Origin of the sequence: Sphingopyxis sp. 2PD (assembly GCF_005503695.1) — a bacterium.
Taxonomy (GTDB): Bacteria; Pseudomonadota; Alphaproteobacteria; order Sphingomonadales; family Sphingomonadaceae; genus Sphingopyxis.
Genome location: NZ_SCMU01000030.1, coordinates 13,865 through 38,848 on the forward strand (window position 1 = coordinate 13,865; position 24,984 = coordinate 38,848).

Sequence of the window (24,984 nt, forward strand, 5' to 3'; positions counted from 1 at the left end):
TCTGCGCGGCAGGCGATACTATGGCCCCGCGGGTGATTTTCCCGCCACCCGGACGGAGGCCGCAGATGAAAATGCTGATCAAACTGGCGATCGGACTGGGCGCTGGCCTGTCGCTGGCGATGCTTCCCGCGCAGGACACGGCGGCCCGTCAGCAAGGCGCGAAGGCGCCCGACTTTACCCTGAGCGCGGCGTTGGCCGGAAAACCCATCCGCCTGTCGCTCAGCCAGATGCTGAAAAATGGGCCGGTCGTCCTCTATTTCTTCCCCGCTGCTTTCACGCCCGGCTGCACGATGGAGGCGCATCTGTTTGCCGAGGCGAGCGACGATTTCACTAAGCTGGGCGCCCGCGTCGTCGGCGTCACTGCGGGCAATATCGAACGCGTCGCCGAATTTTCGAAATCCGAATGCCGCGACAAATTTGCCGTGGCGGCGGACCCCGGCGCCACGGTCGCGGCGCGTTACAGCGCCGTGATGCAGCGTCCCGACGGCACCCGGCTGTCGAACCGCACATCCTTCGTGATCGCGCCGAACGGGACGATCCTGCTGCGCTACACCGACAGCAAGCCGCAGGCGCATGTCGAAAAGACGATGGCGGCGGTGCGGGCGTGGAAGGCGAAGCGGCGGTAGCGGCGCCGGGCCATGTCGGCCGCCACGCGCCGGAGAGCGTTTATGACCGGAAACGACCGATTGCGGACATAGCCGATCCTCCCCCAACGGGGGAGGGGGACCACCCGAAGGGTGGTGGAGGGGCACAGGAGGTTACCGCAGCGCCGGGCCAACTGCGCTTTCCGGGAGCTTCGCGGTGGAGTACGACTTCGGCGGCAAGGCAAACCGATGGTGCCCCTCCACCAGCTTCGCTGGTCCCCCTCCCCGTTCCGGGGAGGATTGCTCCGTCCGCTCCCCACCCCAAAACCGACGGCAGGGTCAGACCTCGACAATTGCTGCCCGAAACAGGTCGCCAGCGCCGCCCCCTATTTCGGGCGCCCGCTGAACCCCGCCGCCGTCCGCAGCGCGTCGGCGTCCATCACATAGCCGTCGCTCACCACGGTCACCACGCGGCGCAGGGCGCCGAGGTCGGTTGAAGCGTCGCCGTCGACCAGCACCATATCGGCTTCCTTGCCCACCGCGATCGAGCCGGTGCGCTTGTCGGCGCCGACGACGCGGGCGGGGATGATCGTTGCGCTCTGGATCGCTTCGGCGGGGGTGAAGCCCGCCTGCTGATAGATTTCGAGTTCGCGGACGAGTTCGATGCCCCAGCCGTCGGTTCCGGCGACGATCGGCACGCCCGCCTTGTGGAGGCGGCCGACCAGCTCGACCATCTTGTCATAGCTTTTGCGGTAATCGTCGCGGGTCAGCCCCTCGACCAGTGGATAGCCGCCCGCGGTGAAGTTCGACCGTTCGATGACCGGCGAGACGATGCCCATATAGGGGGCATAGGCTGGGTGCGGCTTGCCGCCATCCTGCGTCAGCATGCCTTCGAAAATGACGATCGTCGGGTCGACCAGCGTCTTGCGCTTCGCCAAGTCGGCGATGAAACCCGACATCAGCGGCGCGTCGAGGTCGACGTCCTTGAAATAGCGCGCCGGGCCTTCCATCCGCTGGCGCGTGTTGGCGCGGTCGATGACGTCGCGCGGCATCGATTCCATCACGACGAAATTGAGGTGGGTGAGCTCGTCATAGCCCGCCGCGACGGCTTCGCTGGGCTTCATGGTGGCGGGGACGTGGCCGTGGACGTGCAGGCCGAGCTTGTGCGCTTCGCTGGCCGCGGGGGCGATCCACGCCGGGTTCATCGACGTATAGAATTTGATTCCCCACAGCCCGGCATTCTTCACCCGCCGCACCGCGGCGATGGTTTCGGCCTCGCTGCTGACCACTTCGGCGCCTTGCGCGGCGAGCGGATCCTTTTTGTCGATGATGACCGAGATGAAGGGCTCGCCCATGAGCAGCGTCCCGGCGGCGCGGCGCTTGGTCGCGTCGACCGCGCGGTCGAAGGTGGTGCCGGGGCTGCGGAAGCTGGTGATGCCGTTCGCCATGTTGGCGAGCACACTCCAGTCGTCGCCGATATGCAGATGGCTGTCCCAGATGCCGGGGACGAGCGTCTTGCCCACGCCGTCGATGACCTGCGCGCCCGTCGGGGCTTTCAATGACCCGGCGGTGCCGATCGCGGCAATCTTGCCGTTCTGCGCCAGCACGGCGCGATCGGTCAGGAACACACCCTTGTCGGCGTCGAACAGCCGGACATTGTCGAACAGCACCGGCGCGCGGGCGTCAGGCGATTGAAAGCGTTTGGCGATCGCGGCCACGGTGTCGGCGGTCGCGGCGTCCTGTGCATCGCGCAGCTGGCGGAGCGCGCCTTCGTAACCCGCAGGCATTACCGACAAGAAGCTGACGTCGGCAAAATAGCGCTTCTGCTCGTCGAGCCAGACCGGATAGGGCGAGGGCAATATGCCGCTGATGAAAGCGAGCTGGACGGTTTTGGGGCCGTTCGGGCCTTGGATCACCTGGGTCGGGCCAAAGCTCATACGGCCCTTGCCGCTGGGCAGGAAATTGAGCCCCTTGTCGCCCGCGGCGGCGAGCGCGTTGATCAGCGGGGCATTGGCGATGCCGACGCCGCCCGCCGGGATATACCAGCCGCCCGCCGCGGCTTCGCCCGCGTCGGTCGCCGTTTTCCAGATCGCACGGCCGCCCGCGACGCGATAATCCTCCGCCGCGTCGCCCGACATCGTCACGCCGCGAACGGTCGTCGCCGCAATCGTGCCGTCCGCGGCAAAGGTGGTGACCTGATCCATCTCGGTGATCCAGCCGCGAAGTTCCTGCGACCAGCGATAGGCGGTGCGGCCATCGGGCAATTGCCATTGCCACTGGGTACCATGCTGACCGGCTTCCGACACCACGAGATAGCGGACCGCGTCGGCGGGCGGTTTGAGCAGATCTTCCTTGGGAACCGGCGTCGATGCCGCGGCGGGTGCGGCGGTTTCATGCGCGTGCGCCGCGGGCAGGGCGGTCGAGGCCAGCAGGGCGGCGGCAAGAATCAGGCGCATTGTCGATTTCCCCCAACATGTTGTGCGATGACCGACAGTGGTAGGCGCATGGGGGCAGCCGAAGCAAGAACCGACCGACGGCGAACAATTGTCGATGAGTGTCGGTCACCGCCCTGGCGGACGCGCGGGCGATGATCGTCAGTCGCGCTTTTGCAGGCTCACGACCGCATGGATCGGCAGTTCGGCATAGATATGCGGAAACAGGTCGCCGCCGCGCGCTGGCTCCCAACGGACGGCGTCGCCGAGGAGGAGCAGATCCACCTCGGCGATCATCAGCGGGCGGCAATCGGCAAAATATTTGGCGATCGTGCCTTCCAGCTGTTCGGCGGTCGACAGGTGGATATAGCCGTCGGCAATGTCCACGGGGGCGCCGCGGAACACGCGCTCGCGTTCAAAATCGGCCCATTGCTGCTGGGTCAGTATCTTGAAGGCGGTCGCGGCGGTCATGCGGAAGGCGCGTCCGTTGCCGGTGGTTCCGCCGCGGCCTCGGTGGCCTCGACGCCTTCGGCCTCATCTTCGTCGCCATCCTCGATCAACGCTGCCGAAACGACATGCTCGTCCTTGGCGACGTCGAACAGGCGGACGCCCGCGCTGCCGCGACCGATGACGCGCATCGTGTCGAGCCCCATGCGAATGAGTTTCGCCTGATCTGTGACGAGCATCAACTGATGCGCCTGCGTCGCCGGGAAGCTCGCGACAACGGGGCCGTTGCGGCCGATATTGTCGATGTTGGTGATCCCCTGACCGCCGCGCCCGGTGCGGCGATATTCATAGGCCGACGACAGCTTACCATAGCCGTTGGCGCAGACCGTGAGGATGAACTGTTCGCGCGCGGCGAGCTCGGCCATGCGGTCGCCCTCCAGCGTCGGTTCATTCTCATTGTCCTTCCACGGCGCGGCGCGGAGATAGGCTTCGCGCTCCTCGCTGCTGGTGCCGACGCGGTGGAGGATCGACAGCGAAATGACTTCGTCGCCATCGGCGAGGCGCATCCCGCGCACCCCGGTCGAATTGCGGCTCTGAAATTCGCGGACGTCGTCGCCGGCAAAGCGGATCGCCTTGCCCTGACGCGTCGCGAGCAGCACGTCGTCGCTCTCGTCGAGGAGGGCAACGCCGATCAGCCGGTCGTCCTCGTCCTCACCTTCGAACTTCATCGCGATCTTGCCGTTCGAGGGGACATTGGTGAAGGCGTCCATGCTGTTGCGGCGCACGCTGCCCTTCGCCGTGGCGAACATCACGTGCAGCTTGCCCCATTCGGCCTCGTCCTCGGGCAGTGGGAGAACGGTCGAGATCGTTTCGCCCTGCGCCAGCGGGAGGAGGTTGATCATCGGGCGGCCGCGCGTCGCCGGGCCGCCTTCGGGCAGGCGCCACACCTTCATCCGATAGACCTTGCCCGCGGTCGAGAAGAAGAGGACGGGGGTGTGCGTCGAGGTGACGAACAGCTCGGTGACGACATCCTCGTCCTTCGTCGCCATGCCAGCGCGGCCCTTGCCGCCGCGGCGCTGGGCGCGGAAGGTGTCGAGCGGGGTGCGCTTGATATAGCCGTCGAGGGTGACGGTGACGACCATCTCCTCGCGCTCGATCAGATCCTCGTCGTCGATGCCGTCGGCGGCGGGGGCGAGCAGGGTGCGGCGCGGTTTGCCGAATTCGTCGCGCACCGCGACAAGTTCTTCGCGCATCACGGCGTAGAGTTTGTCGCGGTCGGCGAGGATCGAAAGCAGTTCCTCAATCTCGGCAGCCAACTCACCGAGTTCCTTACCGATTTCATCGCGACCAAGCGCGGTCAGGCGGTGCAGGCGGAGGTCGAGGATCGCCTTTACCTGCACTTCGGACAGGCGATAGGTCGCCGCCTCTTCGACCTCACCCTCGATCGCTTCGACGAGGCGGATATAGGGCGCGATGTCGCCGATCGGCCATTCCCGCAGCAGCAACGCCTCGCGCGCCGCCGCCGGGCTGAACGAGCCGCGGATGATGCGGACGACTTCGTCGAGATTGCTGACCGCGACAACCAGCCCGAGCAAGATATGCGCGCGGTCGCGCGCCTTGTTCAGCTCGAACTTGCAGCGGCGGGTGATCACATCTTCGCGGAAATCGATGAACGCCGACAGGATCGTCTTCAGCCCCATCATTTCGGGGCGACCGCCGCGGATCGCGAGCATGTTGGCGGGGAAGCTCGACTGCGCGGGGGTGTGGCGCCAGAGCTGGTTCAATACGACCTCGGCGGTCGCGTCGCGCTTCAGTTCGATGACGACGCGGACCCCCTCGCGGTTCGACTCGTCGCGGATGTCGGCGACACCTTCGATCCGCTTGTCGCGCGCCGCCTCGGCGATTTTCTCGACCAGGCCCGATTTGCCGACCTGAAACGGAATCGACGTCAATACAATCGATTGGCGATCGTTCCTGCCTTCCTCGATGATGTGCGTCGCGCGCATCATGATCGAGCCGCGACCGGTGGCATAAGCATTGCGCGCACCGCCCTGGCCCAGCATCAGCGCGCCGGTCGGGAAGTCGGGGCCGGGGACGATCGCCATCAGTTCGTCGAGGGTGATTTCGGGATTGTCGATCGTCGCGAGCGTCGCGTTGATCACCTCCGCCAGATTATGCGGGGGGATGTTGGTCGCCATGCCAACCGCGATGCCGCCCGCGCCGTTGACGAGCAGGTTGGGGTAGCGCGCGGGCAGGACGGTCGGTTCGGATTCGGAGCCGTCATAATTGGGCTGGAAATCGACGGTGTCCTTGTCGAGATCGCCAAGCAGTGTGTTCGCGACTTTGGCCAGGCGCGATTCGGTGTAGCGCATCGCCGCCGGCGGATCGGGGTCCATCGACCCGAAATTGCCCTGACCGTCGACGAGCGGGACGCTCATCGACCAGTCCTGCGTCATGCGCGCGAGCGCGTCATAGATCGAGCTGTCGCCGTGCGGGTGATATTTACCCATCACGTCACCGACGATACGCGCCGATTTGCGATAGGGGCGGCCCGCGACATAGCCGCTTTCAAACGCCGAATAGAGGATGCGGCGATGCACGGGCTTCAGGCCGTCGCGCACGTCGGGCAGCGCGCGGCTGACGATCACGCTCATTGCGTAATCGAGGTAGCTTGTCTTCATTTCGTCGACGATGTTGATCGGCGAAATACCGTCTTCGGACGGCGGCGTCGGCGTATTTTCTTCGGTCAAGACCCGGCCTTTTTTCTGCTTTTCGGGAAGTCGTTTTTACCTAGCCGACGGTGGCAGGAAATGCCAGCGATTCGGTGGGTTTTCAGGGAATGATTTCGCTGCCGTCCCACGCGAAAATCCGACCGCTTTGGGTCGGCGTCAGCGCCCCCAGCACGCGCAGCAGATTGGCGGCTGCGGCTGGCGCGCTGGCAAGCTTTTCGGGAAGGACGCCGCGCTGGAATGGCGCCGACAGGCCGGTATCGACGGTGCCGGGATGCAGCGCGACAACAAGGGCGTCGGTATTGCGGCGCGCCTCGGCGATCGCAAAGCTGCGCACCAGCTGGTTGAGTGCGGCTTTCGAGGCGCGGTAGCTGTACCAGCCGCCGCTGCGGTTATCGCCGATACTGCCGACGCGCGCGGACAGCATCGCGAACAGCGTGCGCCCGTGGCGCGGCAGCAGCGGCAGGAAATATTTGGCGACCAGCGCGGGACCGATCGTGTTGACGGCGAAATTGCGTGCCATCCAGTCGGGATCGATGTCGGCGAGCTTGCGTTCGGGCTGGCGTCCCTCGGCGTGGAGCAGGCCAGTCGCGACGATGACCAGCCGTGGCGGCGGGCCGCTGTCGCGCACAAGCGCCGCCGCGGCCGCGACCGAGGCCTCGTCGGTGAGATCGATGCGATGTGGTGCCGGGAGTGAACGAGCGAAGCGGTGGATGACGTCATGGCGTCCGTCGGCGTGCAAGGCTTCGGCGAGGGCGCCGCCGATCCCGCCCGAAGCGCCGATGATTACTGCCGATCCAGCGTCTGTCACCGCGGCGGCGTATCACGCCGGTTGCCGCCGCGACAAGCGATGCTTGCCAAACCGGCTGTGCGCCATATGACGGTGCGCCGTGACCAACCTGCTTCGTCCTGCCCGTCGATGGCCCTGATCGCGCTGATTGGCGCCAGCGAAGTCTTGCCCGACGGCGGGCTGCGCGCGCTCGTCACCGTCGCGGGCGAAACATTGATCGAGCGGCAGGCGGCGCGGCTGGCCGATGTCGGGGTGACGCATATCGCGGTCGCGGTGGCCGCAGTCCCCGCCGACCTGCTTTCGACGTGCGACCGGATCCGCCGCCGCGGGTTGAAGATAACCCCGGTGCGTGCGGCCACCGACCTGATGGGGCTGGTTCAGGAGGACGACCGGATCATATTGGTCACCGACGGGCTGCGCGCAGGCGGGACGCATTATGCGGCGATCGCCAAGCCCGGAGCGCCTGCGATCCTCGTCACCGGTGACACCCCGCTGACGCAGGGGTTCGAGCGCATCGACGCGACGCGGCGCTGGGGCGGGCTCGCGAGTATCTCACAGCCGATGGTCGCCGAGCTGGCCGCGATGCCGGGCGAATGGGACATGATGCTCACGTTGCTGCGCCTCGCGGTGCAATCGGGCGCACGGCGGCTCTATTGCGAACCGGCCTTGTTCGAGCAGGGTGAGATTGCCATCGTCACCGATCGCCCGACCGCGGCGCTGATCGAGCAGTCGAGCCTCCAGCAGGTCGAATATGGCGGGATGGGGTTCGGCCGGTCGGCGATCATGATGCCGATCATCCGGCTCGCCGGGCCGCTGCTGGTCAAATCGCCGACGACGGCGCGCTATTTGCCCTATGTCACGGCGCTTTTGTGGGTGGCGGTCGCGGCGCTGGCGGCGAGCGGGCTGGCGGCCGCGGGGGCGCTGGTCGCCATCCTTGGCGGCCTGGCGCTGACCGCGATGCGTTTCCTGTCGGCATTTCGCGCCGAAAGTGCCGCGCAAGACCGGGCGCGCGACGTCATCCGGATTTTTGCTTGGCTTCTGCTCGCGGTGTTTCCGTGGCTGGTGTCGCTGGCGGGCCCGGGTCACCAGATGCCGCCGTTTTCAGAGGCTGCGCTGGCGCCATGCCTCGCCGCGACGATCCTCGTCGCGCGATCGCTGTACGAAGATTCGGGCGAGCGGCGGCGCTTTCACTGGCTGCTCCCCGATGCCGATCAGGCGTGGATCATGCTGGCCCCGGCGCTGCTGTTCGACTTCGCCTCGCTGATGTTCGCTATCCTGCCACTGCTCGCGCTACTCCAGATATTGGTCTGGCTGCGATTGGCGCGTCGCCCGGAAGCGCGCTAATACAAAGCGCTTCAAGGTTTAGCGCGTATTAACGTCATCCTGCTATCCGCGACCGTGCATGACTGACTCCGCCTCCTTGTCCGGCATCGATCCGCTGTCCGCGCGCTTACGCGAACTCGCCGGCTATCTGGCGGCGCCGACGGTCGCGCGGTTGACCGAGGAACAGCGAGCCTTGTCGCTGGGTATCGCGCGGCGGCTGGTGATCGAAGTCGCGGCGCGGCTCGATCGCGCGATTGATACCGACCGCTTGTGGCGCGAATGGCTGCGCGGCGGGTTGCCGGGGGCCGAACGGCTGGCGCGCATTTGCTTTGCGCGCGCTGAGGAGCATCGCTGGCGCGACCTGTCGATGCAGCGTAGCAGCCCGCCGCCCATTTTGCCGGAAACCGACGAGGCCGCGGCGGACGTTCCTTCAATCGATGCGCCGTTGTCCGACGTCGACCGCGCCTATCTGGCGTTGCAGATCGCCGACCGCCGCCGGTTCGACGCGCTGGGGCATCCCGCGCTTGCCGTTGCCGATCTGGACGGCGACATCTTTCGTGCCCTGCTGCTGGATATTGCGGGCTGGCGTTTGTCCGAGGTCAGTCACGACCATAAACGCGCCGCCGAACTGGGCGACGCGGTGCGGATTGCCACCGAGCGCCATGCCGATGAGAAAGGGATCACCCAGGCGGGCGCCGCGTATCACGACCAGCTGGGGTCCGGACTAGCCGATGCCGCGCGCGACGCGATCCTTCGCCATGACTGGCCGACGCTGATCGCGCTGGCGGCAGCCGCGCACCGCCGCAGCTATGGCGACATGGCGCTGGCGCTGCTGACCGCGGAGACCGCGGCGCTGCCATCGTTGCTGGCGCCGCTGGGCCTCGATCGCGCTGCAATGGCGCCGCTGGAAGCGTCGCTGGCGATGCTGCCCGCCCGCGCGGTCGCCGACGATGGCGCGTTGGCGATGTCGGGACTGACCGCATAATGAGCGAACGGATCGTCCGCGGCCGGATCGACCGGTCGGGCGCGCTGGTCAGCGCCGACGCGCCGCTGCTGCGCCTCCAACAGCGCGCGGGCGCGGGGCTCGGCAAGCCGCTGGCGCTGCCGCATCTGGCGCGACTGGTCGCGCTGGCGCAGCGGCTGCACCGCGATGTCAGCCGCCCGCTGCACGCTGCCGACGACCATAGCGACATCCATGCGCTGGTCCGCATCATTCCAGATGCCGACGGGGCCGCGCTCGAGATCAGCGATTGGCGGACGCGTCCGATGACCCAGCCGCAGATTCCGGTGATCACCGACCCTATCGCAGCACCGCACGGGTGGACGTGGGAGTGCGACCAGCAGCTGCGAATGGTCGCGCTGCGCGCGGCGCCCGACGCGCCGTCGGTTCCTGCCGATTGGGAAGGACGGTCGCTGTCCGAGCTGTTCGAACTGCAACCCGACGGCGACGGTCGCTTTCCGGTCCTCCGCGCGCTGGCGCGGCAATCGCGTTTCGACGGCCAGCTTGTCCGGGCGGATGCCGGGACCGAACGGCTGTCCATGACCTTGTCGGGTGATGCGCTGTTCGACGGCGTCGGGCGCTTCACCGGATTTCGCGGCACGGCGACGGCGGCAGAAACGGACCCTGCGGTTGAAGCGATCCCCGCGGCGACGCTGATCGACCCGGCGTTCGGATCGCTGCCGCTGTCCGATCCGCAGTTCGGTCGCCGTATCGACGGCGCACTGCGCGGTCCGCTGAGCCGGATCATCGCGACCGCCGAGACGATCTCTGGTCAGTTCGATGGACCGATCCGTGCCGATTATGCGCGCTACGCGGGCGATATTGCCCACGCCGGGCGGCATCTGCTGGGGCTGGTCGACGACCTCGCCGATTTGCAGAATATCGAGCGCCCGGGGTTCAAGGCGGCAGCCGACGAGATCGACCTTGGCGATCTGGCGCGCCGCGCGGTCGGTCTGCTCGGCATGAAGGCCGAAGAAAAGGGCATCCGCATCGACGCGCCCAAGGTCGACGACAAGGCACCCGCGACGGGCGAGTTCCGCCGCGTGCTGCAGGTGCTGCTCAACCTGTTGGGCAATGCCATCCGCTATTCGCCCGACAATTCGCAAATCTGGATCCGCGTCGACCGCGAGGGCGACCGCGCGATGGTGACCGTCGCGGACCAAGGGCAAGGGATCGATGCCGAACAGCAGGCGGTGGTTTTCGAGAAGTTTGAGAGGCTGGGCCGCACCGACAGCGGGGGTTCGGGGCTGGGGCTGTATATCGCGCGGCGACTGGCGCGCGCAATGGATGGCGATTTGACGGTCGATAGCGCGCCGGGGCAGGGCGCGCGGTTTACGCTGAGCTTGCCTGCCCGAGAAGTGACGTAAAATTCCGATCTTACATCAAGCGCTTGCGGCTACTCCAGATCGTCGGTTGTCAAATTGTATTGGCATCTGATGCTCAATTCCTTTGGGTCGTCGCGCATGTAGGTTATCGAACCCATCGCCTTCGGCGCGATCCCGTCGCGGCCACATACCCGGACGCCCTCTTTGCACGAACGAGTCCATCCGGCGGAATTGAGCGTCGTTTCGTTGCTGGCATTGCGCGGGAAATAGGCGGCGATCGTTGCCGAAAATCGCTTGTCCCCCGGCTTGGTCGTAGGGCTTAAAGTCGTCAAAATGAGTTTAGAGGGGGCAGCACCCATGACTTTGGTGCTGGCGGGAGCAAATTCCACGGAAGACAGCTCGCCCATGAACACCGTGGCAGGTGATCCAGTTTTTTGCCGCAAAACCGTCAGCGATGTCATCGATTGCATCGCCGCCTTGAACGGCAGCTTGCATTCGAACGCGTCGGCAGCGGTCTGTGCAGTGGCCGGCACCGTGACGCCAGCCGCCGCTGCCAGCGCTGCCGCTGCATACAAACGCCCGTTCAACGCTGACCCACCGGCACATAATCGCGCGCCGCCGGACCCGTGTACAGCTGGCGCGGGCGGCCGATTTTCTGCGCGGGGTCCGAGATCATTTCGTTCCACTGCGCGACCCACCCAACCGTGCGGGCGAGCGCGAACAGCGCAGTGAACATCGTCGTCGGAAAACCGATCGCCGACAGGATGACGCCCGAATAGAAATCGACGTTCGGGAACAGCTTCTTTTCGACGAAATAGGGATCGCTGAGCGCCATTTCCTCAAGCTGCAGCGCGACTTCGAACACCGGGTCATTGACCTTCAGCGCTTCGAATACTTCGCGCACCGTCTTCTGCATCACCGTCGCGCGCGGATCGTAGTTTTTGTACACGCGATGGCCAAAGCCCATCAAGCGGAACGGATCGTCCTTGTCCTTGGCGCGCGCGATATATTCGGGGATTCGTTCGGGACGGCCGATTTCGCGAAGCATGTTGAGCGCGGCTTCATTGGCGCCGCCATGCGCCGGCCCCCACAGGCAGGCGATGCCCGCAGCGATGCACGCGAACGGGTTTGCGCCCGACGAGCCCGCAAGGCGGACGGTCGAGGTCGACGCATTCTGTTCATGGTCGGCGTGGAGAATGAAAATGCGGTCGAGCGCGCGTTCGACGACCGGGTTGACCTCATATTCCTCGGCGGGAACGCCAAAGGTCATGCGCAGGAAATTGCCGGTGTAGCTGAGCTTGTTATCGGGATAGACGAAGGGCTGGCCGACCGAATATTTATACGCCATCGCCGCGATCGTCGGCATTTTGGCGATCAGCCGGTGGCTGGCGATCATCCGCTGGTGCGGATCGTGGATCTCGGTCGAGTCGTGATAAAAGGCGCTGAGCGCGCCGACGACGCCGCACATGATCGCCATCGGATGCGCGTCGCGGCGGAAGCCACGGTAAAAGGTCGCCAGCTGTTCGTGCAGCATCGTGTGGCGGGTGATCGTATTGTCGAAATCGGCCAGTTCCTGCGCGTTCGGCAGTTCGCCGTTGAGCAGCAGGTAGCAGGTTTCCATGAAGCTGGAATGTTCAGCAAGATCGCCGATGGCATAGCCGCGATGGAGCAGCACGCCCTCGTCGCCATCGATATAGGTGATCTGCGATTCGCAGCTGGCGGTCGAGGTGAACCCGGGGTCGTAGGTGAAAGCGCCGGTCTGGGCATAGAATTTGCGGATGTCGACGACATCGGGGCCGATGGTGCCCGACAATACCGGACTTTCGACAGTCTTGTCGCCCAGGGTGATTTTTGCGGGTTGGTCGGTCATATTTTTTTCCCTGTTATGACGGCGAGGAGAGAGCGTGGCTACGCCCCTGCCGGATAATGTTGCACTGCGTCAAGTCGGGCCAGACTGACATCACGCCCGAGCAACAACAGCACGTCGAAAATCCCTGGGGAAACGGTGCGGCCGGTTAAGGCTGCGCGTAACGGTCCAGCCAATTTGCCGAGTCCCAGTTCGGCGGCTTCGGCCTCGGCCCGCACGGCGGCGTCCAGCTCTTCTATCGTCCATTGGTCCAGCCCGCGCAGCCGCTGCGTCACGGCAGCCAGCAAGCCTTCGGGCGCAGCCATTAGCACCTCGGCAGCCTTTTCGTCCACCGGCAACGGATCGCCCTGGAACAGGAACATCGCGCCGTCGGCGACTTCGTCCAGCGTCTTGGCGCGCGGTTTGAGCGATTCCATGGCGCGGGTCAGCGTAGCGCGTTCGGCGTCGGTGAGCGCGCGGCCAGCAAGCTTTTCGACGCGCGGCGCGATCAGCGCGGCGAGCCGCGCATCATCGGCTTCGCGCAGATAATGTCCGTTGAGATTTTCGAGCTTTTTGAAGTCGAAGCGCGACGGCGAGCGGCCGACATGGGCAAGGTCGAACCACGCGGTCGCCTGTTCGCGGCTGATGATCTCGTCATCGCCATGGCCCCAGCCGAGGCGGAGCAGATAATTGTTCACCGCTTCAGGGAGATAGCCCATTTCGTCGCGGTAAGCGTCGACGCCGAGCGCGCCGTGGCGTTTCGACAGTTTCGCGCCGTCAGCGCCGTGGATCAGCGGCACATGCGCATAGGTCGGCTCGCGCCAGCCCATCGCGCGGATCAGCGCGAGCTGGCGGAAGGCGTTGTTGAGATGGTCGTCGCCGCGGATGACATGCGTCACGCCCATATCGTTATCGTCGACGACGACGCTGAGCATATAGGTCGGCGTGCCGTCGCTGCGCAGCAGGACAAAATCGTCGAGTTCGGCGTTCTGGACGGTGACCTCTCCTTGCACCTTGTCGGCTATCGTCGCGGCGCCGTCTTGCGGCGCGCGCAGGCGGACGACGTGCGGGACGGCGGGATCGCCGTCGGTGCGGTCGCGCCAGGGGCTGCGGACTCGGAAGGGCTGGCGCTTTTCCTGCGCTTCGGCGCGCATCGCCGCGAGTTCGTCCTGGCTGAGGTAACAGCGATAGGCCTCCCCCTTGGCCAGCAACTCGGCGGCGACCGCGGCGTGGCGATCGGCGCGGGCGAACTGGAACACCGTTTCGCCATCCCAGCCGAGGTCGAGCCATTGCATGCCGTCAATAATCGCATCGATCGCTGCGTCGGTCGAACGCGCGCGGTCGGTATCCTCGATCCGCAGCAGGAATTTGCCGCCATGATGGCGAGCGAACAACCAGTTGAACAGCGCGGTGCGCGCGCCGCCGATGTGCAGGAAACCGGTCGGCGACGGGGCAAAACGGGTTACGACATCGGCGCCGGTTGCCTCCGGGGTTTTCGCGGTCATATCGGTTTCAATATCGGTTGCCACCACGGCCTCTTTCACTCAATTTGCCGCGCGTCGCGGCGGCGTTCGGGGAGCCCCTAGCATGGCGACAAGACAGCTTCAAACGCCCATTGCCCCGCGCTGGGGTCACCGCTGGCGGGCGCTGGGAGATGCCATCGAGCTGCGGCTCGAGGCAGAGCGCGAGCGGATCGCGTTGTGGCTTCCCGCCGCGCTTGGCGCGGGGATCGCGCTGTGGCTGGCGCTGCCGACGGCGATGTACTGGATCGGGGCGCTGCTGGCGCTGGGCGCTGGAGCGCTGGCAGGCGGTATGATCGGCTGGGAGCGGTGGCTGGGCCGCGCAATCGTCATCGGCTGCGGTGTCATGGCGATCGGTATCCTGCTCATCTGGGGCCGCGCACTGTGGGTGGCGGCGCCGGTGTTGGCGCAACCGGTAACAACTGCTTTTTCAGCCGAGGTCGAGCGCGTTGACGCGCAACCGGCGCGCGGACAGGTGCGGTTGATCGTCCGTCCCCACGCGCGCGCCGACCTGCCGCCGCGATTGCGCGTGACGGCGAGCGAGGAGCAGGCCGCCGGGGTGATCCCGGGCGAGCGGATTGGCCTGCGGGCGCGATTGATGCCGCCACCGACCGCCAGCCTGCCCGGCGGCTATGATTTCGCCCAGCGCGCCTGGTTCGACCGACTGGGCGCGGTCGGGACGGTGATCGGCGACATCGGCCGCGCGCCCGGTGCGGGCCAGGGGCCGCCGCCGCTGCGGGCGCGGTTGACACGGCATATCCACGAGCAGGTCGACGGGTCGGCTGGCGGCGTCGCGGCTGCGCTGGTGACGGGCGACCGCGGCGCGATCAGCGAGGCAGATGACGAGGCGATGCGTCGCAGCGGGTTGGCGCATCTGCTTTCGATCAGCGGGCTACATGTCACCGCGGTGGTTGGTTTCACAATGCTGCTCGCTATGCGCCTTCTGGCGCTCAGTCGGAGGTTGGCGCTGCGGGGCTGGGTTCTACCACTCGCGGCCGCCGCCGCAGCGCTGGTAGGCGGCGGCTACACGCTGCTTGCCGGGGCCGAAGTGCCGACGCTGCGGTCGTTCATCGCGTCTTTGCTGGTGATGGTAGCTTTTCTGATGGGGCGAGAGGCAATGACGCTGCGGCTGGTGGCGGCGGGGGCGTTGCTGGTCATGCTGTGGCGGCCAGAGGCGCTGGCGGGACCGAGCTTTCAGCTGAGTTTTGCCGCGGTTACCGCGATCGTGGCGCTGCACGAGAGCCGGTGGATGCGCAGGTTTGTCGCGCGGCGCGAGGAACCCTGGGTGTTTCGGCTGGGCCGCGGCGTGGGAGCACTCATCCTGACCGGGCTGGTCGTCGAGGCCGCGCTGGCGCCGATTGCGCTGTTCCATTTTCACAAGGCGGGCCTCTATGGCGCGCTTGCGAATGTGGTCGCGATCCCGCTGACGACCTTTGTCATCATGCCCGCCGAGGCTTTTGCGCTGCTGTTCGACAGTATCGGTCTCGGCGCGTTTTTCTGGTGGGTTGCCGAAGCAGCGCTGGGCGCACTAATTGCCCTGGCGCATTGGGTCGCGGCGGCGCCCGGCGCGGTCGCTACGCTGCCTGTATTTCCGCCGTGGGGATTTGCGATCACGGTGTTGGGCGGGTTGTGGTTTCTGCTCTGGCAAACGCGCTGGCGCCGGGCGGGGCTGATCCCGGTGACGATCGGCATGGCGGCGCTGCTCGCCCAGCCGCGTCCCGATCTGTTGGTCACCGGCGACGGCAAGCATATCGCCGCGGCGCTGCCCGATGGCGGCTATGCGCTGCTGCGTAGCCGCGCGGGTGATTATGTCCGCGATACGCTGTCCGAGGCGGCGGGGATCGATACGCCGCTGGCGGCGCTGGCCGAGCTCGACCATGTCGAATGCAACCGCGATTTCTGCCGCTGGAGTCACGGTGAAGGCGCTGCGCGGCGCGTCATCCTGGCATCGCGCGGGCGTGATCGGATCGAGGGCGCCGATATGGCCGCCGCCTGCGCCGCCGCTGATGTCGTGATCAGCGACCGTTGGTTGCCGCGCGAGTGCGTCGGACGCTGGATGACGATTGATCGCGACAGCTTGGCCGAAACCGGTGGCCTGGCGCTCTATCTGGGCGACCGACCCACCGCGGTCGCCACGCTGCGCGCGGGCGACGGGCATCCGTGGCGCCGCCCGCAGCAGCTTAGTGGTAACGACGAAGCAATCCCGACAGGCGCCCCTGCACAATGACGCGCTCGGCGGGGTAGCGCTGCGGTTCGTAGGCGCTGTTCGCGGGATCGAGCCGGATCATCGGGCCTTCGCGGCGGAAAAATTTGAGCGTCGCGTCCTGCCCGTCGACGAGCGCAACGACGATGTCGCCCTCGCGCGCGGTGCTGGCTTTCTGGATCAGTGCGTAGTCGCCGTCGAAAATCCCGGCCTCGACCATCGAGTCGCCCGACACTTCGAGCGCATAATGTTCGCCTGCACCGAGCAGCGCGGCAGGGACGGCGAGGTTGTTGTAATCCTCGAACGCTTCGATCGGGACGCCTGCCGCGATCTTGCCGTGCAGCGGCACTTCGACGATGTCGTTCGCGGCGATCGGGCGCATCGCGGGAGCGGGCTTGCGCAGCGGGACGACATTGTCGCGATCATTGCCCACGGCGGGCTTGCTGCCTTCGGGGAGTTTGATCACCTCGAGCGCGCGGGCGCGGTTGGGCAGGCGGCGGAGGAAGCCCCTTTCTTCCAAGGCACTTATCAGGCGATGTATACCCGATTTCGACTTCAGTCCGAGCGCTTCCTTCATCTCCTCGAACGACGGCGAAATGCCGCCCGCATCAAGCTTTTGCTGAATGAAGTGAAGCAGTTCATGCTGCTTGGCGGTCAACATCGATCATCCTCCGTCGGGACCAGAACCGGACATAATGAGAACGATAGTGGAACAGAGCGGAACTTGTCAAGCGATGACGATATAATCCGCCATGGCGCCCGCCTCGCGCGGCGGGGCCGCGATCTCGCGGATCAGCAGCGCGTTGGCGGCGGCGAGCGGCGACGTCCTGCCGCTGTCCTGGCCGATCAGCGGGGTGAGACGGCCCCTCTCGAGTCGCGCACGCAGATAGTCGCGGCGCGCGCCGCCGCCGTCCAACGCGATTGCGAGCGGCGCTTGGTGGATCGCAGGCAAGGGATCGCGCGCGCCGGCGAGATGGCGGACGAGGGGAAGAAGGAACAAGGTCGCGGTGACGAACGCCGACGACGGGTTGCCGGGCAGGCCGAGCAGCAGGGCGTCGCCGATCGTTCCGGCGATCAACGGCTTGCCGGGGCGCATCGCGATCTTCCAGAAATCGATGGTCCCGCCCGCGTCCGCCAGCGCGCCGCGGACATGATCATGATCGCCGACCGACGCGCCGCCGACGGTGACGATGACGTCGTGACGTCGCGCCAACTCTTTCAAAAGCTTGGCAAGTATGGCGCGGTCGTCGCGGACGTGATGCGGCAGGCTGACGATAGCGGGTTCGCGGGCGAGCATCGCGGCGAGCATCGGGCTGTTGCTGTCGGGGATCTGGCCCGAGGCGAGCGATCGCCCCGCTTGGACGAGTTCGTCTCCCGTGGTCAGGATTGCAACGCGGGGGCGGCGCCCGACCGCGAGCTGGCCCGCACCGCTCATCGCCGCGGCGGCAATCGCGCCGGGGGTCAGGCGGGTTCCCGCAGGGAGCAGGCAATCGCCCGCGGCAAAATCGCTGGCCCGCGCGCGGATATGGAGGCTGCGGGTGCCGGGGCCGTCGCCGGTCAGCGTCAGCACGGCGCCATTCGCCGATACGTCCTCCTGCACGACCACCGTATCGGCGCCGTCGGGAACCATCGCGCCGGTAAAGATCCGCATCGCTTCGCCTGCGTTCACCCGGCGATCGGGCGCGGTACCTGCGGCGCTTTCGCCGATGATCGTCCACGGGCCGGGCAGATCGGCAAAGCGAATCGCATAGCCGTCCATCGCCGACAGGGGCGCGGCGGGCTGGTCGCGCAATGCGAGGATGTCGTCCGAGGTATAGCGGTCAAGGCATTCGAAAAGGGAGATATTCTCTGTCGATAGCGGTTCGCGGAGCGCCAGCAATCGCGCCTGCGCTTCCTCGACCGGCAGCAGCTTCGATTGGATGACGGTGCGATCGGTCAAAATGGTCCTATCCTGCCGTGCCGTTCGTGCTGAGCCTGTCGAAGCACCGCTTTTTCCTGCTGCCGTTTGAAGAAAAAGCAGCCCTTCGACAAGCTCAGGGCGAACGGATTCTATTCGGCGCGCCAGTCGCCCGAACGCCCGCCGCTCTTTTGGAGCAGCCGGATGTCGCCGATCACCATCGCACGGTCGAGCGCCTTCGCCATGTCGTAGAGGGTGAGCAGCGCGACCGACGCGGCGGTGAGCGCTTCCATCTCGACCCCCGTCGGACCGTTGGTTGCGGCGGTCGCGGTGACCGCGATGCCATTGGCTTCCCACGCAAAGTCGACGCCGACCTTGGTGAGCGCGAGCGGATGGCAGAGCGGGATGAGGTCGGACGTGCGCTTGGCCGCCATGATCCCGGCGATGCGCGCGGTCGAGAGGACGTCGCCCTTGGGCGCGTTACCGCTGCGGATCGCCTCCAACGCTTCCGCCGCCATGGTGATGCGGCCGCTGGCGACGGCGCGGCGTTGGGTGGCCGGCTTGGCGCCGACATCGACCATGTGCGCGGCGCCGGTTTCGTCGAGATGAGTCGGTTTGAGGGTCATGGACGGAGCGAAGCAAGGTGGGGTGGGAAAGGCAAGGGGAGATGGGGGGATTGGCGCCAAATGGCCGCAAACGACCGAAGGCGGACGTACGTCATTTCCTCTCTCCCCTTGTGGGAGAGATACGAAGGCTTGGCAGCTTTGCTGCCTAGCCGCAGTTGAGAGGGGGTTTGCGCGTGCTGGCGTCCGCCCCCTCACCAAGCTTCGCTAGCTCCTGACGGAGCAAGCTGCGCTATCCTCTCCCACAAGGGGAGAGGAGCTTGTAGCAACTCCCCACCTCGAAATGCGCTTCAGTCCTCGAGCAACGCCCTCGTTGCCGCCGTGACGTCATCCTGGCGCATCAGGCTTTCGCCGACGAGGAAGGTTTTGACGCCGCTCGCCGCGAGGCGTTGGCAGTCGGCGTGGGTGGCGATGCCGCTTTCGCCGACCAGCAGCGTGCCCGCGGGAACAAGCTTTGCGAGGCGTTCGGTGACGGCGAGGTCGGTTTCGAAGGTTCTGAGGTCGCGGTTGTTGACGCCGATCAGGCGCGATTGAAGTATGTTCAGCGCGCGCCCCAATTCGGCTTCGTCATGGACTTCCACGAGCACGTCCATGTTGCGCTCGAATGCGGCCGCCTCGATCTCCTGCATCGCGCCGTCGTCGAGCGCGGCGACGATGATCAGGATCGCGTCGGCGCCGATCGCGCGCGCTTCGGCGACCTGCCAGGGGTCGATCATGAAATCCTTGCGCAGCGCGGGCAGGGGGCAGGCGGCGCGCGCGGCGACGAGATAATCTTCATGTCCCTGAAAATAGGGCGCGTCGGTCAGGACCGAGAGGCAGGCGGCGCCGCCCGCGGCATAGGCGCGGGCGTGGTCGGCGGGATTGAAATCGTTTCGGATCAGTCCCTTGGAGGGCGATGCTTTCTTGATTTCGGCGATGAGGGCGAAGCCGCCCGCGTCGATCTTTGCCCGCAGGGCGGCGTGGAAGCCGCGCACCGGGCCTGCGTTGATGGCGTCGAGGTCGGCGAGCGAGCGCTGCGCGCGGCGCTGCGCGACTTCATCGGCCTTGGTGGCGAGGATCTGGGTGAGTTTGTTCATTGGGTGGGTCGCAAATTTTTCCTTAGCCCTGAGCTTGTCGAAGGGCACTTCTCCGTGAGGCGCCCTTCGACAGGCTCAGGGCTACGGTTATGGTCGTCGGGGATGCTCATTTATACGCGATCCAGCAGTTGAGCAGCGCGTTGGCGAGCCCCTTGTCGATCGCTTCGGCGGCTTCCTCGACGCCGTCGGTCAGCGTTTCGGCGGCGCCCGCGATGACGAGCGCCTCGGCGGCATTGTAGAGCACCGCGTCGCGGTAGGCGCCGCGCGCGCCTTGCAGCAGCTCGCGCAAGGCTTTGGCATTGTCGACGGCGTCACCGCCGCGGATCGCCGAAATCGGGTGGGTGGGGAGGCCCGCGTCGCTGGCGTGGCTGCGCTGCATGAACACGCCCTCGGCATTGACCACCGCGACCTCGTTGCCGCCCGCGAGTGATAGTTCGTCGATGCCTTCGTCGCCCGAGACGACACGCGAATGGTCGGTACCGAGCCGGTGCAAGGCCTCGGCATAGACGGGGACATAGGCGGGGCGCGCGATGCCGATGAGCTGGCGCGTGACGCGCGCGGGATTGGCGAGCGGTCCCATCAGGTTGAAGATGGTGCGGCGGGCGAGTTTCTGGCGGATCGGCTGGATGCGCTTCATCGCCGGATGGTGGTTGGCGGCGAACAGGAAGCAGATGCCGAGATCGGCGAGCGTCGCTTCGGCGAGTCGCCCGGCGCGTTCCATGTCGAGGCCGAGGACTTCGAGTGTGTCGGCGGCACCCGATTTCGATGAAGCGGCACGATTTCCATGCTTTGCGACAGGGACCTCGCAGGCCGCGACAACAATCGCGACGGCGGTCGAGACGTTGAGCGTGTGATGCCCGTCGCCGCCGGTGCCGCAGACGTCGATCGCGCCCGCGGGCGCATCGATGGGGATCAGCCGGTCGCGCAGCGCCTGCGCGGCGGCGGCGATTTCGACCATCGTCTCGCCGCGGTCGGACAGCGCGGCGAGGAATTCGGCGATTTCATCCTCGGTCGTGCGTGCATCGAGGATGTCGGCGAAGGCCTGCGCGGCCTCGTCATGATCCAGCAGATGCGCGGGATCGGGCAGCGGGCCGAAGCGGCTCATGCGGCTTTCCGTTCGCGCACCGGCAGCCCGGCCAGCCCCATGAAGTTTGCCAGCATCGCATGGCCATGTTCGGTGGCGATGCTTTCGGGGTGGAACTGGACGCCGTGGATCGGCAGCTCGGCGTGGCGGAAGCCCATGACTGCGCCGTCGTCGCTGGTCGCGTTGATGATCAGGCTGGCGGGAATGTCGACGACTTCGAGGCTGTGGTAGCGCGTCGCCTGAAACGGCGAGGGCAGGCCCGCGTAAAGCCCGCTGCCGTCGTGGCAGACGGGTGAGGTCTTGCCGTGCATCAAATGGCCGCGCTGGACGGTGCCGCCGAAATGCTGGCCAATCGCCTGATGGCCGAGGCAGACGCCGAGCAGCGGGCGGCGCGCGTCGGCGCAGGCGGCGACGAGGTCGAGGCTGATCCCGGCTTCATTGGGGGTGCACGGGCCGGGCGAAATCAGGATCGCCTCGGCGCCGGTTGCGAGGGCTTCGGCTGCGGTCAGCGCGTCGTTGCGTTCGACGCGCACGTCGGCGCCCAGCTCGATCAGATAATGAACGAGGTTGAAGGTGAAGCTGTCGTAATTGTCGATGACGAGGATCATGGGGGTGGGCCGTAATGGGTGAAAGGGCGCGAGTGAAGCAATAAGTCCTTTTGTGCGGACGAGGCGGGATTTGCGGGTGGTGATCCTCCCTGTCGCGCAGCGATGGGGAGGGGGACCGTCGCCGCAGGCGAGGGTGGAGGGGCGGCGACGTTGCGCCATGGCCCCTCCGTCAGCGCTGCGCGCTGCCACCTCCCCATGGCTTCGCCACAGGGAGGATCGGTTATTCCGCCATCAGCTTTGCCAGATCGCCCTTCCAGAATTTGGCCCAAGTGTGGGTGCTGTGGCCCTTGGTTTCGGGGCTGGCCGGGATCAGGATGAACTTCGTCGTTTTCATCCGCGCCGCCGCCTTTTCGGTGATGCCATAGGCGGGCGGGTTGATGAAATCGTCGGCGCTGTTGATCCATAGTGTCGGGACATCGATCTTTTCGAGCAGCGGCCACGGGTTGTAGGTTCGCGAGCTATCGAGCTGATAAATCGTGTCATTCGCGTCATTGCGACCGAACATGCGCGCGAAGGCTTCGTCCTTGTATTTCTCCGCCGCCTCGCGCGTCGGATATTGCGCCTGCAGCGCATAGGGGTTGGCGCCCGCAATCATGCTGAGCGAGGCGGCGGTGCGCAGACCGGCGGCGGGCGGGGTGGTGTAATTGCCACCCTGCCACAGCGGGTCGGCCTTGATCGCGTCGATCGTCAGCGTGCGCCACATGCGGTTCTGACCCGCGATCTCGACCGGCAGGCAGGCGAAGGGCGCGAGCTTTTCGGCAAAGCCGGGGCGCTTGGTAGCCCAGATGAAGGCGTGCATGCAGCCCATCGAGGTGCCGAGGATCAGCTTGAGTTTGTGGACGCCGAGCTTTTCGGTGAGCATCCGGTGCTGCGCGCTGACCATGTCGTCATAGTCATATTGGGGAAATGTCATCCGCATCCCGTCGCTGGGCTTCGACGAGCCGCCATGGCCGATATTGTCGGGCAGGATGATATAATATTTTGCGGTGTCGAGCAGCTGGCCGGGGCCGAACAGCTCGCTGGCAAATTGCGGCTGAAAGAATTGCTTGCCGGTGCCGCCGGTGCCGTGGAGGATCATGACGGCGTTGGTGACATGGCCCTTTTTGTCGCGCTGCGGGGTGCCGAGCGTGGTGTAATGCATTTTCAGCTCGGGCAGTTTCTCGCCGCTGGAGAAGGCGAAATCCTTGAGGATCGCGTCGCCTTCGACGGCACCCGCGGGGGGTTGGGCGTAGGCGGGAACGCTGGCGAACAGCAGGGCGAGCGGGGCGAGGATTTTGTGCATGGCGGGACGCTAGCCGACGCCCCGTTCAGGTCAAGCTATTGCCCATATCCCGGCGTCCCCGCTAGCCGCACCGCTTCGCGTGCTGCGGCGAACAGCGCTCCCGCTTTCGCCTCGCACTCGCGCTGTTCATAGGCGGGGTCGCTGTCGGCGACGATGCCGGCGCCGGCCTGCACATGCATTTCGCCATCCTTGACGATCGCGGTCCGCAGGACGATGCAGCTGTCCATATTGCCGTCGGGGGCGAAATAGCCGACGCCGCCGGCATAAGGCCCGCGCGCGTCGGCCTCGAGCTCGGCGATGATCTGGCAGGCGCGGACTTTCGGAGCGCCGCTGACGGTGCCCGCCGGGAAGCCCGCGAACAGCGCGTCGATCGCGTCCTTGTCGGGGGCGATGCGGCCGATGACGTTCGAGACGATGTGCATGACGTGGCTGTAATATTCGACGGTGTAGCTGTCGGTGACCGTGACCGAACCGCCAATCGCGGCGCGGCCGACGTCGTTGCGGCCAAGGTCGAGGAGCATCAGATGTTCGGCGCGTTCCTTGGGGTCGGCGAGCAGGCTTTCGCGGTTTTCGACATCCTCGGCGCTGGTCCGCCCGCGCGGGCGGGTTCCCGCGATGGGGCGGATCGTGATCTCGCCGTCGCGGACGCGGACCAGGATTTCGGGCGACGAACCGATCAGCGCGAAGCCGGGGAGGTCGAGAAAATAGAGGAAGGGCGAGGGGTTGATGCGGCGGAGCGCGCGGTAGAGGTCGAAGGGGGGCAGGTCGAAGGGGGTCGAGAAGCGCTGCGACAGCACGACCTGGAAGATGTCACCCGCGGCGATATATTCCTTGGCCTTGGCGACCATCGCGGCGAATTGCGCAGGCGGGGTGGCGGCGTTGGCCGCGATGTCGGTGGGGAGCGCGCCGGTCAGGGCGCGGTCGGCGGAGACGCTGGCGGTCGACAGGCGCGCGGCGATGGTGTCGAGTCGGTCCTGTGCACTCTCGATCATTCGGTCAAGGGCGCCGTCGGCATCGGGCCAGATCGGTGCGATCACGAACAATTCGTCGGCGAGGCGGTCGAAGACGAGGATCGTCGTGGGCCGCACGAACACCATGTCGGGCAAGCCGAGCCCGGCGCCGGGCGCGCGCGGGATGCGCTCGACCAGGCCGATCGTTTCATAGGCGAAGAAGCCGACGAGCGTCGCCAGCGCCTTGGGCAAGCCTTCGGGCACGTCGAAGCGGCATTCGGCGACGAGATCGCGCAGCGCCTGCAATGCCGGGGTGGCGAGGGGCTGAAACGCCTCGCGGTCGTGCCGCCAGTCGCGGTTGATCCGCGCCGCGTCGCCGGTGACTTCGAACATCAGGTCAGGGTCGAGCCCGATCAGGCTGTAACGCCCGCGCGTTTCGCCGCTTTCGACCGATTCGAGCACCCAGTCGCCGCGTCCCGGCTCGATCAGCTTGAGCGCCGCCGAGACCGGCGTTTCGATATCGGCGATCAGTCGTTGCCAGACGACCGCGCCGCGGCCGCCGGCCAAGGCTTCGAGCGCCGTGGCTTTGCCTTCCAGCGCCACCGGGACGTTATTCGGCGACCGGCGCGGTGCCGGTCAGTTCCTGGCGCAGCTGTTCGACCAGTTCCTTGTTGATCGTCACGCCGACGCGTCGTTTGGCTTCGCCAGCGAGCTGTTCGATCAGCTCGTTGCCAAAGGCGGGGGCGAGCGGCTGGGCGATCGCGGCGACGCGCGCGGGCTCGATCGATTTGGGATCGGGACGCTGCACATCGGCGAGCGCGATCACCATCCAGCCGCGGTTGCCGGGGATTTCGAGCGTCTTGACGCTGTTTTTCGCCATCGAAAACAGCAGTGCGAGTTCGGGCGGCACGGGCTGGCCGTTCTGGCCGAGTTCGCCGCGGCGTCCGCCGATCGTCTGGACGCTGCCGATATTCGGTCCGGCGGCGGCGACCGCGGCGGCGAGCGTCTGGCCCCCTTCGACCGCCTTGACGATCGCGCGGGCCTTGTCGCGGGCGACCTTTTGCCCCTGGGCAAAACGCCAGTCGGCGAGCAGGTCGGCACGGATCTGGGCGAACGGCGGCGGTGCCGCGGCGATGATCGATTTCACCGCATAGACGGCAAATTTCTGGTTCTCGACGAGCGTGGCGAGCTGGCCCTCGCCTTCCGAGCCGCCCTGGAACGCCTGGCTGACCAGCGGAGCGAGTTCGGGGGGCAGGGTGTAGCCG

General features: G+C 66.4%; 20 protein-coding genes and 1 pseudogene. 5 read left to right on the forward strand and 16 right to left on the reverse strand.

What is annotated here, in order from left to right:
• Window positions 1–71 precede the first annotated feature (71 nt).
• Window positions 72–626 (forward strand): peroxiredoxin, encoded by a 555-nt coding sequence (locus FFS18_RS15005; protein ID WP_502704181.1) that lies wholly within the window; start codon window positions 72–74, stop codon window positions 624–626.
• A gap of 344 nt (window positions 627–970) precedes the next feature.
• Here the strand turns inward: FFS18_RS15005 and FFS18_RS15010 are convergent, their stop codons facing one another.
• The 4 genes from FFS18_RS15010 to FFS18_RS15025 form a co-directional block, all read right to left on the reverse strand.
• Window positions 971–3,040, reverse strand: coding sequence for an amidohydrolase family protein (locus tag FFS18_RS15010; protein WP_137871447.1), 2,070 nt, complete (start codon window positions 3,038–3,040; stop codon window positions 971–973).
• 138 nt (window positions 3,041–3,178) lie between these two features.
• Window positions 3,179–3,487, reverse strand: coding sequence for a DUF952 domain-containing protein (locus tag FFS18_RS15015; RefSeq protein ID WP_137871448.1), 309 nt, complete (start codon window positions 3,485–3,487; stop codon window positions 3,179–3,181).
• Window positions 3,484–6,213 carry a DNA gyrase subunit A gene (gene gyrA, locus FFS18_RS15020; RefSeq protein ID WP_137871449.1) on the reverse strand — a complete coding sequence of 910 codons (2,730 nt, stop codon included), beginning with the start codon at window positions 6,211–6,213 and terminating at the stop codon, window positions 3,484–3,486. Before gyrA ends, FFS18_RS15015 begins: the two co-directional genes overlap by 4 nt.
• A gap of 82 nt (window positions 6,214–6,295) precedes the next feature.
• Window positions 6,296–7,003 (reverse strand): SDR family NAD(P)-dependent oxidoreductase, encoded by a 708-nt coding sequence (locus FFS18_RS15025; protein WP_137871450.1) that lies wholly within the window; start codon window positions 7,001–7,003, stop codon window positions 6,296–6,298.
• Between the two features lie 66 nt (window positions 7,004–7,069).
• On the opposite strand from FFS18_RS15025, the gene FFS18_RS15030 reads away from it, so the two are divergent.
• From FFS18_RS15030 to FFS18_RS15040, 3 genes are read left to right on the forward strand one after another with little or no spacing between them, the layout of a single operon-like run.
• Window positions 7,070–8,326 carry a hypothetical protein gene (locus FFS18_RS15030; RefSeq protein WP_249340425.1) on the forward strand — a complete coding sequence of 419 codons (1,257 nt, stop codon included), beginning with the start codon at window positions 7,070–7,072 and terminating at the stop codon, window positions 8,324–8,326.
• Window positions 8,327–8,384: 58 nt separating this feature from the next.
• Window positions 8,385–9,290 (forward strand): hypothetical protein, encoded by a 906-nt coding sequence (locus tag FFS18_RS15035; RefSeq protein WP_137871452.1) that lies wholly within the window; start codon window positions 8,385–8,387, stop codon window positions 9,288–9,290.
• Entirely contained in the window at window positions 9,290–10,672 is a 1,383-nt protein-coding gene (locus tag FFS18_RS15040; RefSeq protein ID WP_137871453.1) for a sensor histidine kinase, read from the forward strand. The genes FFS18_RS15035 and FFS18_RS15040 overlap by 1 nt, the downstream gene beginning before the upstream one ends.
• Before the next feature lie 29 nt (window positions 10,673–10,701).
• On the opposite strand, the gene FFS18_RS15045 is transcribed toward FFS18_RS15040, so the two are convergent.
• From FFS18_RS15045 to gltX, 3 genes are read right to left on the reverse strand one after another with little or no spacing between them, the layout of a single operon-like run.
• Entirely contained in the window at window positions 10,702–11,217 is a 516-nt protein-coding gene (locus FFS18_RS15045; RefSeq protein ID WP_137871454.1) for a hypothetical protein, read from the reverse strand.
• The gene (locus FFS18_RS15050; protein WP_120216552.1) at window positions 11,214–12,500 is read right to left on the reverse strand and encodes a citrate synthase; all 1,287 of its coding nucleotides are present in this window, start codon (window positions 12,498–12,500) and stop codon (window positions 11,214–11,216) included. Before FFS18_RS15050 ends, FFS18_RS15045 begins: the two co-directional genes overlap by 4 nt.
• A gap of 38 nt (window positions 12,501–12,538) precedes the next feature.
• Entirely contained in the window at window positions 12,539–13,981 is a 1,443-nt protein-coding gene (gene gltX, locus FFS18_RS15055; protein ID WP_137871464.1) for a glutamate--tRNA ligase, read from the reverse strand.
• Between the two features lie 82 nt (window positions 13,982–14,063).
• Here gltX and FFS18_RS15060 point away from each other — a divergent pair, with 82 nt between their 5' ends.
• Window positions 14,064–16,223, forward strand: coding sequence for a ComEC/Rec2 family competence protein (locus tag FFS18_RS15060; protein WP_137871455.1), 2,160 nt, complete (start codon window positions 14,064–14,066; stop codon window positions 16,221–16,223).
• Here the strand turns inward: FFS18_RS15060 and lexA are convergent.
• The 9 genes and pseudogenes from lexA to FFS18_RS15105 all read right to left on the reverse strand — a co-directional run.
• Entirely contained in the window at window positions 16,177–16,860 is a 684-nt protein-coding gene (gene lexA / locus FFS18_RS15065; protein ID WP_120216550.1) for a transcriptional repressor LexA, read from the reverse strand. The genes FFS18_RS15060 and lexA overlap by 47 nt on opposite strands.
• Window positions 16,861–16,926: 66 nt before the next feature.
• Entirely contained in the window at window positions 16,927–18,138 is a 1,212-nt protein-coding gene (locus tag FFS18_RS15070; RefSeq protein WP_249340426.1) for a molybdopterin molybdotransferase MoeA, read from the reverse strand.
• A 110-nt stretch (window positions 18,139–18,248) separates the two neighbouring features.
• Complete coding sequence (gene moaC, locus FFS18_RS15075) at window positions 18,249–18,722, reverse strand: cyclic pyranopterin monophosphate synthase MoaC (protein WP_137871456.1); 474 nt, start codon at window positions 18,720–18,722, stop codon at window positions 18,249–18,251.
• 287 nt (window positions 18,723–19,009) lie between these two features.
• Window positions 19,010–19,795: an indole-3-glycerol phosphate synthase TrpC gene (gene trpC, locus FFS18_RS15080; RefSeq protein WP_137871457.1), complete on the reverse strand. Its 786-nt coding sequence runs from the start codon at window positions 19,793–19,795 to the stop codon at window positions 19,010–19,012.
• 106 nt (window positions 19,796–19,901) lie between these two features.
• On the reverse strand, window positions 19,902–20,900 hold the full coding sequence (gene trpD, locus FFS18_RS15085; protein ID WP_137871458.1) for an anthranilate phosphoribosyltransferase: 999 nt from the start codon (window positions 20,898–20,900) through the stop codon (window positions 19,902–19,904).
• Entirely contained in the window at window positions 20,897–21,487 is a 591-nt protein-coding gene (locus FFS18_RS15090; protein ID WP_137871459.1) for an anthranilate synthase component II, read from the reverse strand. The genes trpD and FFS18_RS15090 overlap by 4 nt, the downstream gene beginning before the upstream one ends.
• 220 nt (window positions 21,488–21,707) lie before the next feature.
• The gene (locus tag FFS18_RS15095; protein WP_137871460.1) at window positions 21,708–22,769 is read right to left on the reverse strand and encodes an alpha/beta fold hydrolase; all 1,062 of its coding nucleotides are present in this window, start codon (window positions 22,767–22,769) and stop codon (window positions 21,708–21,710) included.
• Between the two features lie 35 nt (window positions 22,770–22,804).
• The gene (locus FFS18_RS15100; RefSeq protein WP_502704180.1) at window positions 22,805–24,322 is read right to left on the reverse strand and encodes an anthranilate synthase component I family protein; all 1,518 of its coding nucleotides are present in this window, start codon (window positions 24,320–24,322) and stop codon (window positions 22,805–22,807) included.
• A 7-nt stretch (window positions 24,323–24,329) separates the two neighbouring features.
• A pseudogene (locus tag FFS18_RS15105) lies at window positions 24,330–24,984 on the reverse strand (peptidylprolyl isomerase); the annotation flags it as partial.